Here is a 16,785-nt window from a genome sequence, read left to right on the forward strand (position 1 = left end):
TTTGTTCCATAATAGATAATATTCAACGTGGTAAGCTGATAACGTGGAGAGCTTACTCTCGATGAAACGTTGGAAAAGAAAATAATCGTGAGATTAGCGAGTATATAACTTTCCTTTATATCAGTGAAAGTGGTGGCACAGTACCGACGAAGCGTGTAATGAACGTGGAGGGATCGCCACTAGATTAATAGTAGATTTATTCACCATGAAGGGCAGTTCTTCTTCAACGATTAATAAGGTTCTCGTGAGACTAATAGAGGTTCAGCTCCATAAGGAGCCACCGACTTGTTAAAACGAAAGAAACTGAGACATAACGAGTACTATGACATGCAAAAACAATTTGACATATTATATGCTCGCAGTGTTAATGGTCAAAATTTTTATGATTTAATAGATTTAATGCAATCAAGTGAAAATATTCAACTTGCGTACCGTAATATCAAGAAAAATACGGGTAGTAAAACAGCTGGATTTGATGGCCAAACAATTGAAGATATTAAGCATTTACAAATATCTAAAGTTGTATCAACTATACAAAAGATGTTTACACACTATCGCCCCCAGGCAGTACGACGTGTCTATATACCGAAGGCGAATGGTAAAACACGCCCGCTAGGAATCCCGACAATCTGGGATAGATTATTTCAACAGTGTATTTTACAAGTATTAGAACCTATTTGTGAAGCGAGATTTTATAAGCATAGCTATGGGTTCAGACCGAATCGTAGTACACATCACGCGAAGGCGCGTTTCGAAACATTAATAAATCGAGCGTGTCTATATCATTGTGTAGACGTAGATATAAAAGGATTCTTTGATAACGTAAACCATGCGAAACTGCTCAAACAAATGTGGACAATGGGCATTCGGGACAAAGCTCTTCTAACCATTATTTCTCGCCTTTTAAAAGCAGAAATCGTAGCCGAAGGCTATTCAACAAGAGGAACACCTCAAGGTGGTATACTATCGCCACTCCTATCCAACATTGTATTAAATGAACTTGATTGGTGGGTTAGTAATCAATGGGAAAACTTTGAAACGAAGAGGACTTACAAAAACAAAATGAGTAAGAACCAAGCGTTAAAGAAGTCGAACCTTAAACATTGCTATATCGTGAGGTATGCAGATGATTTTAAGATTCTCTGTCGTACACGCTCACAAGCAATACGAATCTTCCGTGCAGTTAAAGATTTCCTCTCAACACGATTACAGCTAGAGATTAGCGATGAGAAATCGAAAGTTGTGAATCTAAAGAAAAATTCTTCTGAATTTCTAGGCTTTCGTATTAAAGCGCATCCTAAGAAAACAGCGAAACGTACCCTATATGTTGCACGCTCACACATGACGAAGAAAGCACTAAAAAATGCACAAATAAAGTTGAAAAAAGCAATTATAGCGATACAAAAACATCAAAGTCTTGAAAATGTCTGGCGATTTAATACGGTTGTAATGGGGATTCAAAACTATTACGCTGCTGCATCGCACATTACAGATGATTTAATTGAGCTGAGCCATCGTATTCAAAGAGCGCTACATAATCGTTTAAAAGGCATTAGAAAAGAAGCGACGCTTCAAGACTTCACGAAATCCTTACTGAAAAGGTATAACGGATACGAATGCAAGATTTATAGAATTAAAGATATGGCACTCGCTCCAATTCATGCCCAACGTTGCCGAATAAACTTAAACTTCTCACAAACCATCTGTAATTATACTACCGAAGGTAGAAATAAAATTCATCATAGTTTGAAAGCTATTAATAAACAAACGCTTAATACTGTGATGAAACAGTATATTCCTCAACGCTCCTTCGAGTATAACGATAACCGTATTAGTAGATTCATTGCGCAATATGGTAAATGCGCTGTAACAGGGGTTGAACTTAACTTTGACGACTGGCACTGTCATCACAAAACTCCATATTATTTCTCGCAAGATGATTCTTATGGCAATCTAATTATTGTCAATGAATCAATTCATCGACTAATCCACCTTAAAGACCACGATAAAATAAAAGTACTGATGAAAGTACTTCAATTAGATAAGAAGCAACTAAACAAAGTAAATGAATTGCGTGAGCAATGTCTGAACGAAGCAATCTAATTCCACATTACATCTTGTCCATACATAAAAATTGAATGAATTGAATTAATTGGAACGCCGTATGCGGTGAAAGTCGCACGTACGGTGTGAAGTGGGGGAAATGCTGGCGATAACTTCAAAAGCTTACCTATCACGATAATAACACCCCACAAAAAGATGGATGTTAATGTTAAAGTTATAAGATTTTGAAAAAATAAACTTAAAGTAACAGTCAGATAGGTTGCAGAAGGTTTTGTAACTTTATTTTAAAAATAACGACTAATTTATAAGGGAGGGATATTGTGTATACATTAATTAGAATGGGATTTTCTTTGATGATGTTATTCACATTAATAGGGTGTAGTAATGTGGAAGAAGATACATCTAAAAAAAGTACAAATGAAAAAAATAATATAATCTCAATGTCAAATAATGAGGAAAAACCACCCTCTATAAAATTAAAAATTGGTGAAGACGAGATTAAGACTTACCGAGGAACTTATAGTTGGAGTTATTATGATAAAAGTACAGGGCAAAGAGTAGCTGTGGAGGCAGACCATGCACCTCCAACCGAGATGGTAAATATCGAACAAGGTGTTAGAGTTAATCTAATCGAACCTGTAAAATTAGATTTTGAAAAAGAACCAACTCAATATGAAATAAGAGTCTGGGACAATAAAAATGTGATTGCAACGTATAATACATTTGAAGAAATAAAAGAAAAAGGGAAATATATATTTGAAATAGTAGGAACATGGGAAGGGAGTACCGCTACTTATGTAGTTGCATTAGATATTCAATAATAATTAGATAATGAACTACTGTTAAATAAGAATTAACCATTAATATTCAACTTAGTTATTCCATTAAACCAGCTAATAGAAGCTAATCGTTATTCAATGTAGTGTAGTGCTTTAATTTAAAAATTTTTAATTGGATACAGAGTAAAATCCCTGCTTTCAATATAAAAGTAGGGATTTTTGGCGTTTTAATAGACTTAGGATATGTGAAAACCTTCGTTAGTTAAATATCACAGTATCATTAAATGGAATTCCAAGATATTTATATTTTATATGAACCTTATTTACTTCCTCGTTGTGAATTACACTAATTCCATAGATTTCATCATTTTTTGTTGCAGCTCCATTATCTAATTTTTCAAAGTTAGAAGATGGTGAAGTTCCTGTTTTCAAGGCTACCTTATCTATATCTGTAAAACCATATTTTTTCGCTTCCACACTGGTATCATCATTCGTTAAGGTAAAACCTTGCAACGCATTACTCACTTGTATCTTTGTTTCCATAGGCTTTTCACTGTTATTCACAGATATATCTAATATATTTATTTCACTAAAGCCTTTATTACCAACACTAACAATAACTAATTTATCATCTTCACTTGATGCAAGTGTACCAATTTCCAATGGTGGATTAAATTTTATAAAGAAATAAACACCACCGATGGTTATTGCTAATACTAAAAATGATATCCAAAGTTTCTTCATTTAGTATTCCATCCTCATTTTGAATTTTTTATTAAACAAATCCGCTTCGTTAGCTTAATAATAAAGGTTCTTTTTCTTCTTTAGATTTAGTTAAGTCAGCCAAGTTAATGCCGCAAGCAGCTGCATGGACAACTGGATCGTATTTACCGTTATTTTTCAGAAGCGAATAAATTAAATTAGCCAATTTACCACACAAATGACCAATTGCTTTTTTCTTACTCATTCCTTCTTCAACCTTACGGTCATAATAGGCTTTAAACACGGTAGGATGAGGTTTACCATTAGCCAATATTATTAAGGCAATCTGATAAAGTACTCGACGAGCATCCCGAACCCCGCTGTTGGTTTGTTTAGTCCCTTTTACTGATGTACCAGATTGTGTATTTTCAGCCGAAACCCCTAAGTATTTCTTAAATTCTTTATATGTATTGAATCTTTCAATATCACCAATAACGCCTATTAATGTACAAGCTATATTTTCACTAACGAAGGGGAGGGATAGTAGAATTTCAGTATATGGGTGGGGTTGAATTCCTTTATCGGGTACTCCCCATAGAAGATCATGAATTTCCTGATCTATCAGTTTTAAACTTTCTTCAAGCCGTAAGGCTTCTTCAATAACCCACTTTTGGCGTCCTACAAGATGCTCAACAGGCACAGCGACAGTATTAGGCATCACTTCCGCTAAAATTTTAGCAGCCTTTTTGGCAACATTTTTAGCACCAGCTTTTGAAATAGCATTGTATAATTCATCTTCGCTAGTTTCTTTCATATGTAGTCCGGTAGGGTATTGTAGAACCAATTTCATTACTGAGATTGAACTTAATTTTTTAAAAGCTTTGTTTAAATCAGGGTGTGTGACTTTTAGTAATTGTTGTACTTGATTTTTTCTGCGAGTAAGTTGAACATTGAGATACCAACGATCTCTCATAACTGTTCTAAATAAGGATTGTAGTACTGTTTGTGGTCGTATAAAAGTTACACCTTGCATATTGGGGTGAAGTTGCTTATGCCATCCCATATATGACATTACCTTTGCATCCATTGAATCTGATTTCTCGCTTATTCCTAAACTTTTACGGAATTCCCCAACTGCTTTATTTTCTATTTGAAACAAATCATAACCTTCAATTAGTAACACTTGTTGGGCTAAATAAGAATAATGTCCACCCGTTGGTTCTAAGAGGATTAAGAAGTCGTCTTTATTTAAATTGAACTGTTCCTCTATTTGTTTAAGGGCGCTTAAAAATTCTGCGATTCCCACACTATCAGAGTTGAACTTCAGTGTCTTAGTGCGCTTCCAAGCTACTCCTTTAGGGTCTAAAAAAGCTTCATATCTTATACAAGAAGCAACATGGAAACTCGCTCCTATATCAATTCCAACATAGAACTGGTAAAACTTCCGTGATTCTTGTTCATTATTAACTTCAGTTTCATTTCCATAGCTAAATGGACTACTGGTGCTTTTCATTAATTTCCCTCCAATAAACTAACAGTATGACATATCTGACTATCCAAGTTTCTGTTAGAGCTTTAAGCCCAATGTAGCATGTCAGGATTATTTCGCCAGATATTAAATCTCATATTGAACTAAAGAGTCTTTATTCAAAGCTCCAAACAACGGTAGAGTTTCAACTGTTAAAATAATATTAGATTTATTTTGATTTCTATATAGTCTATTAAAAAATACGACATGTATTTTAATTTCCCTCCTAAAAAATAAAAAATCCTGTCGAAATTAACAGGATTTAAGCAGCTATATATAATTAGTATGTGCAGTGCCGTAAATAACATGGAGTGCCTCACGTCAATATTAGAGGTCTAGGAAACTAGCCCCAATCCAGTAAAGGTCGGAATCACCATAAAGGTCACTGCACACCTATATTTTACATGATTTTTTTGAATAAAAAAACAATGTCCCCAAACAATCGGCAGAGTTTCTCTTAAAGAGATCTCACGTTGAACACAAGGGTACATTGATGATTAAATTATATCTTAATTAACCTAATTAAAAAAGCTACCTACTAGCATGTAGTCTATTAAAATTACCGTTATAAATGTTAAAGCATTACAGAAACAATCGGGCGCTTTCCTTGAACAAGGAGAGGGTCTTTCTTCATGAATAGGGCCAGATTGTGGAGTAAGAGTGTTACCTAAATATATAACTATTGAAATAACTGGTATTAAGTTAAATACAGATTGATTGAAGATGTAGACTGTTATAAGTATAATTCTTTTAATTTTTAATACCTTGCATTATTAAGTAATATCATTTATAAATAATATAGGAGGTGGATTTTTTTGGAAGTAAATAAAGAAGTTTTAAAGGGTCATATCGATACATTGATATTGTCTTTATTACATAGTAAGGATTTGTATGGCTATGAATTAGCAAGATTAGTTCGCGAAAAAAGTAAAGAACAGTTTGAATTAAAAGAAGGTACGCTTTATTTATCGTTAAAGCGATTGGAAAAGAATCAATGGATTGAATCATACTGGGGCGATGAACAAGGACCAGGTGGAAGAAGAAAATATTATAAACTTACACCACTAGGCGAAAAAGGTTTTGAAGAAAAGCGTTTAGAATGGAAATTTGTAAAAAAAATAATTGATTCGTTCTTAGAAGGGGGAGAAAAGCATGAGTAAAATAGAATCATATGTTGATGAAGTTTTTCACAGTGTCGGTGGGAACAAAAAGGAAATAGAAGAATTAAAAGCGGAAATGAAAAACCATCTGTTAGAGGCAGTTCATGAATTAAAATCAGAAGGAAAGTCCGAAAAAGAAGCAATTGAAATTGCCATTGAACGTTTTGGTGGAGAAAAAGAAATGCGATCCATTGCTGCTCAATTATTTAAAGCACAAAAAATATTTGCTAAATGGATGCTTTATCTTGCGATAACTGTATTTATTTTTACTATCACTGCATTTGGATTTATATGGTCAATCGAAGAAGAAAATGCTAATGAAAATTCTATAGTAGCTACACAGATTTCAGAAATTTTAAATGATAAAAATAAAATCACTGAAGAAATGGAAAAAGAAATAAGTAGTTTAGTAAAAGGTACTGACCAAATCTCGATGGTAGAACTTTATAATGTAAGTGATGTGGATAACGTTAATCTGGTGATTGATTATGTTAGAGATACAAAGCCAGATTATCGTTTTGAACAAAAAGTTTGGAATCCAAAATGGATACAAGCCGATTTCTTCCCTTATGCAAACTGGGATAATAAGTGGTACGTTGGAATGGAAACAAGGCATATCAGTGATTGGATGGGTATAATTTTATTATCAGGAATTGCTATATATCTTACGCTCTTTACAATATGGGCAACAATAAATGCTTATCATCGTAAACGATTAAATATTGGTTGGATACTTGCCTTTACTTTATTAAATGTTATAGGGTATTTGATATATGTATTAGTAGGAAAAAGGAAAATAGAAGCTTAGCAATAGGACATATAAAGAGCAGGAATAATGCTTTTCCTGCTCTTTTATCGAAGTAATGGAAGCTTTAATCGAATGACTTATTCAATGTAGTGTAGTGCTTTAATTTAAAAATTTTTAATTGGATACAGAGTAAAATCCCTGCTTTCAATATAAAAGTAGGGATTTTTGGCGTTTTAATAGACTTAGGATATGTGAAAACCTTCGTTAGTTAAATATCACAGTATCATTAAATGGAATTCCAAGATATTTATATTTTATATGAACCTTATTTACTTCCTCGTTGTGAATTACACTAATTCCATAGATTTCATCATTTTTTGTTGCAGCTCCATTATCTAATTTTTCAAAGTTAGAAGATGGTGAAGTTCCTGTTTTCAAGGCTACCTTATCTATATCTGTAAAACCATATTTTTTCGCTTCCACACTGGTATCATCATTCGTTAAGGTAAAACCTTGCAACGCATTACTCACTTGTATCTTTGTTTCCATAGGCTTTTCACTGTTATTCACAGATATATCTAATATATTTATTTCACTAAAGCCTTTATTACCAACACTAACAATAACTAATTTATCATCTTCACTTGATGCAAGTGTACCAATTTCCAATGGTGGATTAAATTTTATAAAGAAATAAACACCACCGATGGTTATTGCTAATACTAAAAATGATATCCAAAGTTTCTTCATTTAGTATTCCATCCTCATTTTGAATTTTTTATTAAACAAATCCGCTTCGTTAGCTTAATAATAAAGGTTCTTTTTCTTCTTTAGATTTAGTTAAGTCAGCCAAGTTAATGCCGCAAGCAGCTGCATGGACAACTGGATCGTATTTACCGTTATTTTTCAGAAGCGAATAAATTAAATTAGCCAATTTACCACACAAATGACCAATTGCTTTTTTCTTACTCATTCCTTCTTCAACCTTACGGTCATAATAGGCTTTAAACACGGTAGGATGAGGTTTACCATTAGCCAATATTATTAAGGCAATCTGATAAAGTACTCGACGAGCATCCCGAACCCCGCTGTTGGTTTGTTTAGTCCCTTTTACTGATGTACCAGATTGTGTATTTTCAGCCGAAACCCCTAAGTATTTCTTAAATTCTTTATATGTATTGAATCTTTCAATATCACCAATAACGCCTATTAATGTACAAGCTATATTTTCACTAACGAAGGGGAGGGATAGTAGAATTTCAGTATATGGGTGGGGTTGAATTCCTTTATCGGGTACTCCCCATAGAAGATCATGAATTTCCTGATCTATCAGTTTTAAACTTTCTTCAAGCCGTAAGGCTTCTTCAATAACCCACTTTTGGCGTCCTACAAGATGCTCAACAGGCACAGCGACAGTATTAGGCATCACTTCCGCTAAAATTTTAGCAGCCTTTTTGGCAACATTTTTAGCACCAGCTTTTGAAATAGCATTGTATAATTCATCTTCGCTAGTTTCTTTCATATGTAGTCCGGTAGGGTATTGTAGAACCAATTTCATTACTGAGATTGAACTTAATTTTTTAAAAGCTTTGTTTAAATCAGGGTGTGTGACTTTTAGTAATTGTTGTACTTGATTTTTTCTGCGAGTAAGTTGAACATTGAGATACCAACGATCTCTCATAACTGTTCTAAATAAGGATTGTAGTACTGTTTGTGGTCGTATAAAAGTTACACCTTGCATATTGGGGTGAAGTTGCTTATGCCATCCCATATATGACATTACCTTTGCATCCATTGAATCTGATTTCTCGCTTATTCCTAAACTTTTACGGAATTCCCCAACTGCTTTATTTTCTATTTGAAACAAATCATAACCTTCAATTAGTAACACTTGTTGGGCTAAATAAGAATAATGTCCACCCGTTGGTTCTAAGAGGATTAAGAAGTCGTCTTTATTTAAATTGAACTGTTCCTCTATTTGTTTAAGGGCGCTTAAAAATTCTGCGATTCCCACACTATCAGAGTTGAACTTCAGTGTCTTAGTGCGCTTCCAAGCTACTCCTTTAGGGTCTAAAAAAGCTTCATATCTTATACAAGAAGCAACATGGAAACTCGCTCCTATATCAATTCCAACATAGAACTGGTAAAACTTCCGTGATTCTTGTTCATTATTAACTTCAGTTTCATTTCCATAGCTAAATGGACTACTGGTGCTTTTCATTAATTTCCCTCCAATAAACTAACAGTATGACATATCTGACTATCCAAGTTTCTGTTAGAGCTTTAAGCCCAATGTAGCATGTCAGGATTATTTCGCCAGATATTAAATCTCATATTGAACTAAAGAGTCTTTATTCAAAGCTCCAAACAACGGTAGAGTTTCAACTGTTAAAATAATATTAGATTTATTTTGATTTCTATATAGTCTATTAAAAAATACGACATGTATTTTAATTTCCCTCCTAAAAAATAAAAAATCCTGTCGAAATTAACAGGATTTAAGCAGCTATATATAATTAGTATGTGCAGTGCCGTAAATAACATGGAGTGCCTCACGTCAATATTAGAGGTCTAGGAAACTAGCCCCAATCCAGTAAAGGTCGGAATCACCATAAAGGTCACTGCACACCTATATTTTACATGATTTTTTTGAATAAAAAAACAATGTCCCCAAACAATCGGCAGAGTTTCTCTTAAAGAGATCTCACGTTGAACACAAGGGTACATTGATGATTAAATTATATCTTAATTAACCTAATTAAAAAAGCTACCTACTAGCATGTAGTCTATTAAAATTACCGTTATAAATGTTAAAGCATTACAGAAACAATCGGGCGCTTTCCATGAATAAGGAAAGGGTCTTTCTTCATGAATAGGGCCAGATTGTTGAATAACAAAATTGAATAAATATGGTAAAATGTGTAAAAATAAATTGGAATAACTTTATAGCAAAAGGAGTCCGATTATGAATAATTCATTATTAATACAAGCAGATACACCTTATTCATAAAATTTTTTAATCTACTTGCAAAATATATATATTAATCAAGAAGTAAGGGGAAAACGTCAGGGAGAAGAGCGTTTCAAATTTCCATACGTGACTGAAAAGATTCAGTTTTATGATGACTTTGAATTGAAATTCAAAGAATTATGGGAAAACATATTAATAAAACTATCTAAAAAACACGATAATGGTTTGGATTTAACAATATTCCAAGAAGAGAAGAATTTATTTTACGAAAAACTCTTCGTCCCTAATTCCGAGAGTTTAAAAATCTATAATGAAATTTACACAGGTTTTGAAGTGTGGTGGAGTAGTGAAGCAGGAGGATTTTCTGTAGAAAGTGTGATTAGAGATCCATTTTATAATGTATATATGGTACTTTCTAATTCTTTAAATAAAACAGGAAGAAAACCTAAGAAACCGTTGATTATTAGTTTAATTTACGATAAATGTTTATTTGGTAATACTATGTATCAACCAAATTTTGCGGTGTTATACATTATGGACATTTACGGTAATAAAGAAGAATTGGTAACCAATTTGCAGAACTGCATTAGTTAAATTGATAATGATTTATTCCACAATCGGGCGCTATCTTTGAATTAAGGAAAGTGTTTTTTCTTGTAATTCGAGCTTCAAATAGTAGTAATAACATTTACTTGAAAAATTAATTTCAAATTAAAATATTTAAATACTCTACCTTTTATTGGTATAATATGGTATATTAATAACATTATTTACCAATGGAGGAAATCGATATGAATAAGCAATTTAAGATTTTATCAGCTATTATTGTTTTACTATGTTTCACTTTGTTAATTCCCACTTTAGCTAGTGCTGCAAAACTAACTAATAGTGCAGCATTTTTTAAAAGTGGTTTTAGCAGTTATACAGTAGGTTCTACCTATGTATTTGTTTCAGATTCTGTTTCAGATTATGGATATTCTACATATGTAAATGATGCTAAAACTGCATGGAGTGGAATTTCAGGGGCTAATGTTAAATATTATTCATCGGGATCAGCTACAAATGCCGATATTAGAGTATACGCTGGTTATTTTGGCCTTGACTATGCTGGTAAGATGCAGGCTTATCGGGGAGATAGTCCAGTATCTGATGCTAATCTTGATGCTATAACAACAAATTGGGATTATGCTAAAATTCTTATCAATGAAACATATTTAATTGCATACGACTGGTCAGAGTCATACAAAAAGAAGACAGTAATTCATGAGTTTGGACATGCTTTAGGTCTACGACATCAAGATGATACTACTACTTCAGTAATGAGACAAGGAAGAAATGGTGTTTATGTTCCACAAACTCTTGATAAGGATAATATTTCTTGGAAATACTAGGAGGATAAAAATGGGGAAGAAGCGTTTGATTTTAGGATCATCAATTATAGTATTTGGATTAGGATTATTTTGCATAGTATATTTTTCTCTTGTAAATAATGATAATAATGAGTACTTAAACTATAAAGTTAGTAGTGCTGAAGCAGATTATGATATATTGGATGGAATTAACGCTTTAGAAGAAAAAGCACCAATTGTAGTAAAAGTTAAGTATACAGGGAAAAGAACTATTAAGGAATGGAAAGATACTTCCGGACAAGTTCTTGAGAAATCTTCCGAAACAACTCTTAAAGTTAGTGAGGTTTTAAAGGGGAGTTTGAATAGTGATTCTCCTAATATTACAGTATATGAACCTGCTCATTTTGAAAATAACACATTTGTTAGTATAGAAGGATATAATCTTATGCAAAATGGAAAAGAGTATATACTATTTTTAAGACCAATGCCAGATGATGAAGCATATATTATTGTGGGGATGTATCAAGGAAAATATGATTTAAGCTCTTCTGAATTGGCGACATCAGCTAAATCTGTTAACAAATATGAAGATATTATAGATAAAGAATATTTCGGAGATAATATCGAAGGTTTTAATAAGTTAAAAACGCAAGTTCTTAAAAAATACAAAAATAATAAATAATTCTTATCTTAATCTTATCACCAGTAAGTTCGCAAAAAAGGAAAATATTACAAGAACGGGATACTTTATGTTTTAACAATCGGGCGCTTTTCTTTAATTGAAGTGACCCCAAAAAGTTAGACATTATTAAGTTAAGCAGCTTCGGAGGATTGAATTCGGTATTGTACCGGACTCAATCCTTTTAATTTTCCTTTAATCCGTTTGTGATTGTAATATTCAATATACAATTCAAGTTCAAGCTTGAAGTGATTCATACTTTCAAATTCTTGCATATATAATAGTTCAGATTTTAATAGGCCAAAAAAGTTTTCAATTACTGCATTATCTAAACAGTTACCCTTACGAGACATACTTTGGTTAATGTCATTTTGTTTTAAGGCATTCGAGTATTCTTTCGTTTGATAATGCCAACCTTGATCAGAATGTAAGATAGGGGCATCTCCTTCGGATAAGCAACAGAAAGCTTTATCTAACATTATCGATACAAGTTTATATGTAGGTCGGCTTTGAATATTATAAGCGATGATTTCACCATTAAATAAATCTAGTACTGGGGAAAGATATAACTTTTCACCAAATAAATGAAATTCAGTTATGTCCGTTACCCACTTTTCATTTGGATTTGACGCAATGAATTTACGACTAAGAATGTTTGGCGCAATTTTACCTACACTACCTTTATAAGAACGGTATTTTTTCATACGTACAAGCGATTTTAAACCCATTTCCTTCATAAGTCGTTGAACAGTTTTATGATTAACTAGGAAGCCTTGATTACGTAATTCTAACGTTATTCGACGATAACCATACCGTCCCTTGTGGTCGTGATATATAGTTGAAATCATCGATTTCATATCGTCATATTTATCAGGTTGGTCAAAGCGACTTGTCCAATAATAATAAGTACTACGTTTAATGCCTGCTAACTTTATTAATTTTTTTATACTAAATTGATCCCTTAGTTCAAAGACTACTTGTGCCAAGTCTTTCGTTTTAATTTTTCCTTCTCTTGAACTAAGGAATTCAACTTTTTTAAAAATGCATTCTCCATACGTAGCTGTTCATTCTCTGCTCGTAATGCCTCTAAAGAACCTTCTTCAAAGTTTTGATTTTTACCTTTTTTTGAGTTGTCTTTCTTCAACTTTTTATGCCCCTTTTCCTTAAGAAATAGGGTATCCACACTTACGTTTTTAAGACTAATTTGCCATTTTCTTATTGTACCTGGAGTAGGTAAATTAAAATGTACTGCAGTCTCTATATCAGACAACCTATTCTCGTTCATATAATTGAGTATATATAGTTTATCTTCAATAGAATAACGTGTATAGCTCTTTTTCAATGATTCTGGTCCATGAAGATGATATTTTCCAATCCAGAAATGTATCAATTCAGTATTAGTAAAATTAAGTGATCTAGCAATTGAAGTAATATCTTCATCACCTTTTTCAACACGAAAAATCGTATCCAATTTTTGTTCAAAAGTAATCCTTGTCATATAAAAAGAACCTCCAAATGATAGATTTGTGTCTAACATTTGGGGTTCAGTTCAGAATAAGGAAAGTGCTTTTTTCGATTTAAGGTGCTAGTTGTTGAGGAGAGGAATATAAACTCACTTGTATAATGCAAATTTATGACTAAATAAGGACTAAATATTGGAAATTAAAAATATTCCAATATTTCACCATCATTCAAATAATAGTTTGAACGATGTTTGAAAAAAGGCTATAATATATTCAAATAATCATTTGAATGATGTGGGTTAACTTTTACTATCCCTTTTATCAAGAGGATGAGTTATGTGTAATTAACACCTAGAATTTACAACATGTCTATTATAAATTAAGGAGCTAAAATTTATGTATGACACGATTGTAATTGGGGCTGGACAAGCGGGTCTTGCTACTGGTTATTATTTAAAAAAAATTAAACAAAACTTTTTAATCATAGATAAAGGAAAAGAAGTTGGGGAAAGTTGGATGAATCGATATAATTCTTTAGTTTTGTTTACTCCAAGAATGTATAATGCTTTACCTGGATTAACACTTGAAGGTGAAATGCATGGGTTCCCAAGGAAAGATGAAATAGTTAAGTATCTGAAGCAATATGTAAATAGGTTTGAACTTCCCATCCAATTTCAAACTGAAGTGGTTAAAATAGAACATCAACAAGGTAAATTTATTATAGAAACTAATCAAGGTACATTTCAATCAAACCAAGTGTAAACGCTAAAATAAAATGGACAGATATCGCTAAATAAGATTGAACACTTTCGCCAAAAATAACCCTTATCCTTTATACTAAATTGGTAGTAGATTGGTAATCGGGGGCATGATGAAAGGTGAAAAAGAAATTGATGTTATATTTAGCAATCCAACAAATGAAAGAACAAAGATTTACTGTAACACAGATTGCAGAACAGCTTAAAATATCTCGAACGACGGTTTATAGCTATTTGGAAATGTCGCCTGAACAGGCTTATGAGTGGGCGAATACATTAAAATCCAGAAAGAAAAAATTAGACCCTTATAAAGATTGGTTAGTCGCTTGGCTCAAAGAACATCCTCATTTAAGTGCTGCACAACTGCATGATTGGTTACTAGAACGTCATCCTAAATTGGTTGTTGGAGAAAGTACGATGCGCATGTATGTCAGTGAGTTACGAGAAGAATATCAAATTGAGAAAACCAAAAAAGTTAGGCAATATGAGGCCATAATCGAACAGCCAATGGGAAAACAAATGCAAGTTGACTGGGGAGAAACTCGTCAAAAAACGAAAGAAAATACTGAAGTGAAACTGTACTGTATTTGTTTTGTATTATCGCACTCTCGGTACAAATATGTAGAATGGCAAGATCGACCATTTACAACACGCGATACGATAAGAAGCCACGAAAATGCTTTTCAGTATTTTGGAGGGATGCCAGAAGAGATTGTCTACGACCAAGATCATTTAATAACAGTCAGTGAAAATGCCGGGGATATTATTTTAACAGGTGAATTTCAATCCTATAAACAACAACGTAAGTTCAGAATATATTTATGTCGTAAAGCAGATCCAGAATCGAAAGGTAAAATTGAAAATGTAGTGAAGTATGTGAAAGGAAATTTCGCAGATAGCCGTATTTTCACTACTATAGATAATTGGAATGAACGATGTATAGAGTGGCTGAAACGTACGGGTAATTACAAAGTACATAACGGTACAAAAAAGAGACCGACAGAAGTGTTTCTCCTCGAAAAGCAACACTTAAAGCCAGTCTCTAACCCACTCTCAATAGAGAGTAACAATACAATTAGTATAACAAGAACCGTTAATAAGGACAACACCATACACTATAAATCTAATCGTTACTCTGTCCCACTGGGAACATATAGACCAAGAGGTCTAAACCTTGTTTCAATTGAAATGGCTGTAGATGAAAGCAATCAGCAGCAACTGGTGATTAAACGAAGTCCTGATGGTGAAGTTCTAGCGAAGCATCGTCTTGAATTAGCCAAAGGAAAATTAGTCAAAAATCGAAATCATGAACGTGATCGTTCAAAAGGTATCCAAGCCTATAAAGAAACAGTGATTCGCCAGTTTAATAATACTGAACTAGCGACTACATATATTAATCAGGTCCTAGCTGAGTATCCTCGATATAAAAGGGACCAGCTGGCCATCATCCATAAAACAACCAATGATTATCCAGATTATATCGATGAAACCCTAATAAAATGTGTTGACGAGCATTTCACAAGTGCCAATGATTTTCATGATATTGCAAAGTATATAAGCAAGATTCAAAGCAAAGAACTACCAGTTCCACCTCTCGAATCGAGTAGGTTAAAAACAAGGAATATCAAAGTAGAAACACGTTCTATCAGCACATACACAGATATTTTAGGGGGTGTCATCTCATGAATGATGGCTTAGAAAATCTACAAAACTATTTTAAACAACTAAGATTAACAGAAACAGCCACTGAGCTGCCTAATATATTAAGAAAAGCGGAACAGTCCACATGGACTTATCGGGAATTTATTAAAGAAATCGTTGAATTCGAATTAACTAAACGTGAAGAAAAGAGTATTGAAAAACGAATGCGTTGGGCGAAGTTTCCTTATATGAAAACGCTGGAACTATTTGATTTATCTGATCAAACCTCTTTAAACGAAAGGCAATTAAACCAACTAAAAGAGCTAAATTGGCTAGAGCAACAATATAACTTAATTCTATTAGGACCGCCTGGTGTTGGTAAAACCCATTTGGCCATAGGATTAGGAATTGAAGCAATTCAAAAAGGATTTAACGTCATGTTTGTGACTATGGGTGAATTAATCAATCTTTTAAAAACCAGAGAATTTACACGGAAATCACAGGTGCAATTAAACCGAATTGAATCTTCTGATTTAGTAATTATTGATGACTTAATGTACATGGCAATGGATTCACGTGAAGCAAATCTATTCTTTCATCTGATAAATCATCTTTATGAGCGTAGCTCAATTATTTTGACTTCTAACAAGAGTCCTGATCAATGGGGCGAATTATTGGGAGATGAAGGTATAACTACAGCTATTTTAGATCGCATTTTACACAGAGTAGAAGTTGTACAGATGAATGATGATAGCTATCGAATGAAGCATCGTCAAGGTATGTTTTAACATTAGCAAATGGGTATAAGGAGATTTCATTTAAATGAAGATTTTAAATATAAATGAAGTAAGAGAAATCATATTAGAATTAGGTTTAATCTTGTGACCATCAAAAAGTTGAGAGCTGGTTATCGGATGGCTCTATAAAAAATATCCAGGATGGC

15 protein-coding genes are annotated in these 16,785 nt (G+C 33.0%); 10 read left to right on the forward strand and 5 right to left on the reverse strand.

Annotation, left to right across the window (positions count from 1 at the left end; genetic code table 11):
• Positions 1 to 327 precede the first annotated feature (327 nt).
• Complete coding sequence (ltrA, locus tag LG296_RS19900) at positions 328 to 2,103, forward strand: group II intron reverse transcriptase/maturase (protein WP_404428040.1); 1,776 nt, start codon at positions 328 to 330, stop codon at positions 2,101 to 2,103.
• Between the two features lie 281 nt (positions 2,104 to 2,384).
• A complete protein-coding gene (locus LG296_RS19905; protein ID WP_251403027.1) occupies positions 2,385 to 2,885 on the forward strand; it encodes a hypothetical protein in 501 nt (166 codons plus the stop codon).
• Positions 2,886 to 3,101: 216 nt separating this feature from the next.
• On the opposite strand, the gene LG296_RS19910 is transcribed toward LG296_RS19905, so the two are convergent.
• Complete coding sequence (locus LG296_RS19910; protein WP_084078063.1) at positions 3,102 to 3,587, reverse strand: hypothetical protein; 486 nt, start codon at positions 3,585 to 3,587, stop codon at positions 3,102 to 3,104.
• A 49-nt stretch (positions 3,588 to 3,636) separates the two neighbouring features.
• On the reverse strand, positions 3,637 to 5,058 hold the full coding sequence (locus LG296_RS19915; RefSeq protein ID WP_036180360.1) for an IS110 family transposase: 1,422 nt from the start codon (positions 5,056 to 5,058) through the stop codon (positions 3,637 to 3,639).
• Between the two features lie 830 nt (positions 5,059 to 5,888).
• On the opposite strand from LG296_RS19915, the gene LG296_RS19920 reads away from it, so the two are divergent.
• Together LG296_RS19920 and LG296_RS19925 are read left to right on the forward strand one after the other, a co-directional pair.
• Positions 5,889 to 6,233, forward strand: coding sequence for a PadR family transcriptional regulator (locus LG296_RS19920; protein WP_404428020.1), 345 nt, complete (start codon positions 5,889 to 5,891; stop codon positions 6,231 to 6,233).
• A complete protein-coding gene (locus LG296_RS19925) occupies positions 6,226 to 7,041 on the forward strand; it encodes a permease prefix domain 1-containing protein (RefSeq protein ID WP_404428021.1) in 816 nt (271 codons plus the stop codon). The genes LG296_RS19920 and LG296_RS19925 overlap by 8 nt, the downstream gene beginning before the upstream one ends.
• Positions 7,042 to 7,245: 204 nt before the next feature.
• On the opposite strand, the gene LG296_RS19930 is transcribed toward LG296_RS19925, so the two are convergent.
• Both LG296_RS19930 and LG296_RS19935 read right to left on the reverse strand, forming a co-directional pair.
• Positions 7,246 to 7,731: a hypothetical protein gene (locus tag LG296_RS19930; protein WP_084078063.1), complete on the reverse strand. Its 486-nt coding sequence runs from the start codon at positions 7,729 to 7,731 to the stop codon at positions 7,246 to 7,248.
• A 49-nt stretch (positions 7,732 to 7,780) separates the two neighbouring features.
• Complete coding sequence (locus LG296_RS19935) at positions 7,781 to 9,202, reverse strand: IS110 family transposase (protein WP_036180360.1); 1,422 nt, start codon at positions 9,200 to 9,202, stop codon at positions 7,781 to 7,783.
• Positions 9,203 to 10,006: 804 nt separating this feature from the next.
• Between LG296_RS19935 and LG296_RS19940 the strand changes: the two genes are divergently transcribed.
• The 3 genes from LG296_RS19940 (at position 10,007) to LG296_RS19950 (ending at position 11,983) form a co-directional block, all read left to right on the forward strand.
• Positions 10,007 to 10,546 carry a hypothetical protein gene (locus LG296_RS19940; protein ID WP_153062727.1) on the forward strand — a complete coding sequence of 180 codons (540 nt, stop codon included), beginning with the start codon at positions 10,007 to 10,009 and terminating at the stop codon, positions 10,544 to 10,546.
• 197 nt (positions 10,547 to 10,743) lie between these two features.
• Positions 10,744 to 11,343 carry a M43 family zinc metalloprotease gene (locus LG296_RS19945; RefSeq protein ID WP_107937889.1) on the forward strand — a complete coding sequence of 200 codons (600 nt, stop codon included), beginning with the start codon at positions 10,744 to 10,746 and terminating at the stop codon, positions 11,341 to 11,343.
• Positions 11,344 to 11,353: 10 nt separating this feature from the next.
• Positions 11,354 to 11,983, forward strand: coding sequence for a hypothetical protein (locus LG296_RS19950; protein WP_107937888.1), 630 nt, complete (start codon positions 11,354 to 11,356; stop codon positions 11,981 to 11,983).
• Positions 11,984 to 12,114: 131 nt separating this feature from the next.
• On the opposite strand, the gene LG296_RS19955 is transcribed toward LG296_RS19950, so the two are convergent.
• A protein-coding gene (locus LG296_RS19955) for an IS3 family transposase (RefSeq protein ID WP_404428023.1) occupies positions 12,115 to 13,478 on the reverse strand; the annotation gives its coding sequence in 2 pieces (ribosomal slippage) (positions 12,115 to 13,019 and positions 13,019 to 13,478; 1,365 coding nt in all).
• A 361-nt stretch (positions 13,479 to 13,839) separates the two neighbouring features.
• Here LG296_RS19955 and LG296_RS19960 point away from each other — a divergent pair.
• From LG296_RS19960 to istB, 3 genes are all read left to right on the forward strand, one after another.
• Positions 13,840 to 14,205 (forward strand): NAD(P)-binding domain-containing protein, encoded by a 366-nt coding sequence (locus tag LG296_RS19960; RefSeq protein ID WP_404428025.1) that lies wholly within the window; start codon positions 13,840 to 13,842, stop codon positions 14,203 to 14,205.
• A 131-nt stretch (positions 14,206 to 14,336) separates the two neighbouring features.
• Positions 14,337 to 15,887 (forward strand): IS21 family transposase, encoded by a 1,551-nt coding sequence (istA, locus tag LG296_RS19965; protein ID WP_181418126.1) that lies wholly within the window; start codon positions 14,337 to 14,339, stop codon positions 15,885 to 15,887.
• Positions 15,884 to 16,630, forward strand: a complete 747-nt coding sequence (gene istB / locus LG296_RS19970; RefSeq protein ID WP_107937907.1) for an IS21-like element helper ATPase IstB — start codon at positions 15,884 to 15,886, stop codon at positions 16,628 to 16,630. The genes istA and istB overlap by 4 nt, the downstream gene beginning before the upstream one ends.
• The last annotated feature ends 155 nt before the right edge of the window (positions 16,631 to 16,785 follow it).

The sequence above is a fragment of the Ureibacillus chungkukjangi genome, from assembly GCF_044795995.1.
Classification (GTDB): Bacteria; Bacillota; Bacilli; order Bacillales_A; family Planococcaceae; genus Ureibacillus; species Ureibacillus chungkukjangi.

Excerpts from the sequence above, each read along its gene's own strand:
- ltrA (WP_404428040.1), top strand. The coding sequence starts at position 328 with ATGCAAAAACAATTTGACATATTATATGCTCGCAGTGTTAATGGTCAA.
- LG296_RS19910 (WP_084078063.1), bottom strand. The coding sequence starts at position 3,587 with ATGAAGAAACTTTGGATATCATTTTTAGTATTAGCAATAACCATCGGT.
- LG296_RS19915 (WP_036180360.1), bottom strand. The coding sequence starts at position 5,058 with ATGAAAAGCACCAGTAGTCCATTTAGCTATGGAAATGAAACTGAAGTT.
- LG296_RS19925 (WP_404428021.1), top strand. The coding sequence starts at position 6,226 with ATGAGTAAAATAGAATCATATGTTGATGAAGTTTTTCACAGTGTCGGT.
- LG296_RS19930 (WP_084078063.1), bottom strand. The coding sequence starts at position 7,731 with ATGAAGAAACTTTGGATATCATTTTTAGTATTAGCAATAACCATCGGT.
- LG296_RS19935 (WP_036180360.1), bottom strand. The coding sequence starts at position 9,202 with ATGAAAAGCACCAGTAGTCCATTTAGCTATGGAAATGAAACTGAAGTT.
- LG296_RS19945 (WP_107937889.1), top strand. The coding sequence starts at position 10,744 with ATGAATAAGCAATTTAAGATTTTATCAGCTATTATTGTTTTACTATGT.
- LG296_RS19950 (WP_107937888.1), top strand. The coding sequence starts at position 11,354 with ATGGGGAAGAAGCGTTTGATTTTAGGATCATCAATTATAGTATTTGGA.
- LG296_RS19960 (WP_404428025.1), top strand. The coding sequence starts at position 13,840 with ATGTATGACACGATTGTAATTGGGGCTGGACAAGCGGGTCTTGCTACT.
- istA (WP_181418126.1), top strand. The coding sequence starts at position 14,337 with ATGTTATATTTAGCAATCCAACAAATGAAAGAACAAAGATTTACTGTA.
- istB (WP_107937907.1), top strand. The coding sequence starts at position 15,884 with ATGAATGATGGCTTAGAAAATCTACAAAACTATTTTAAACAACTAAGA.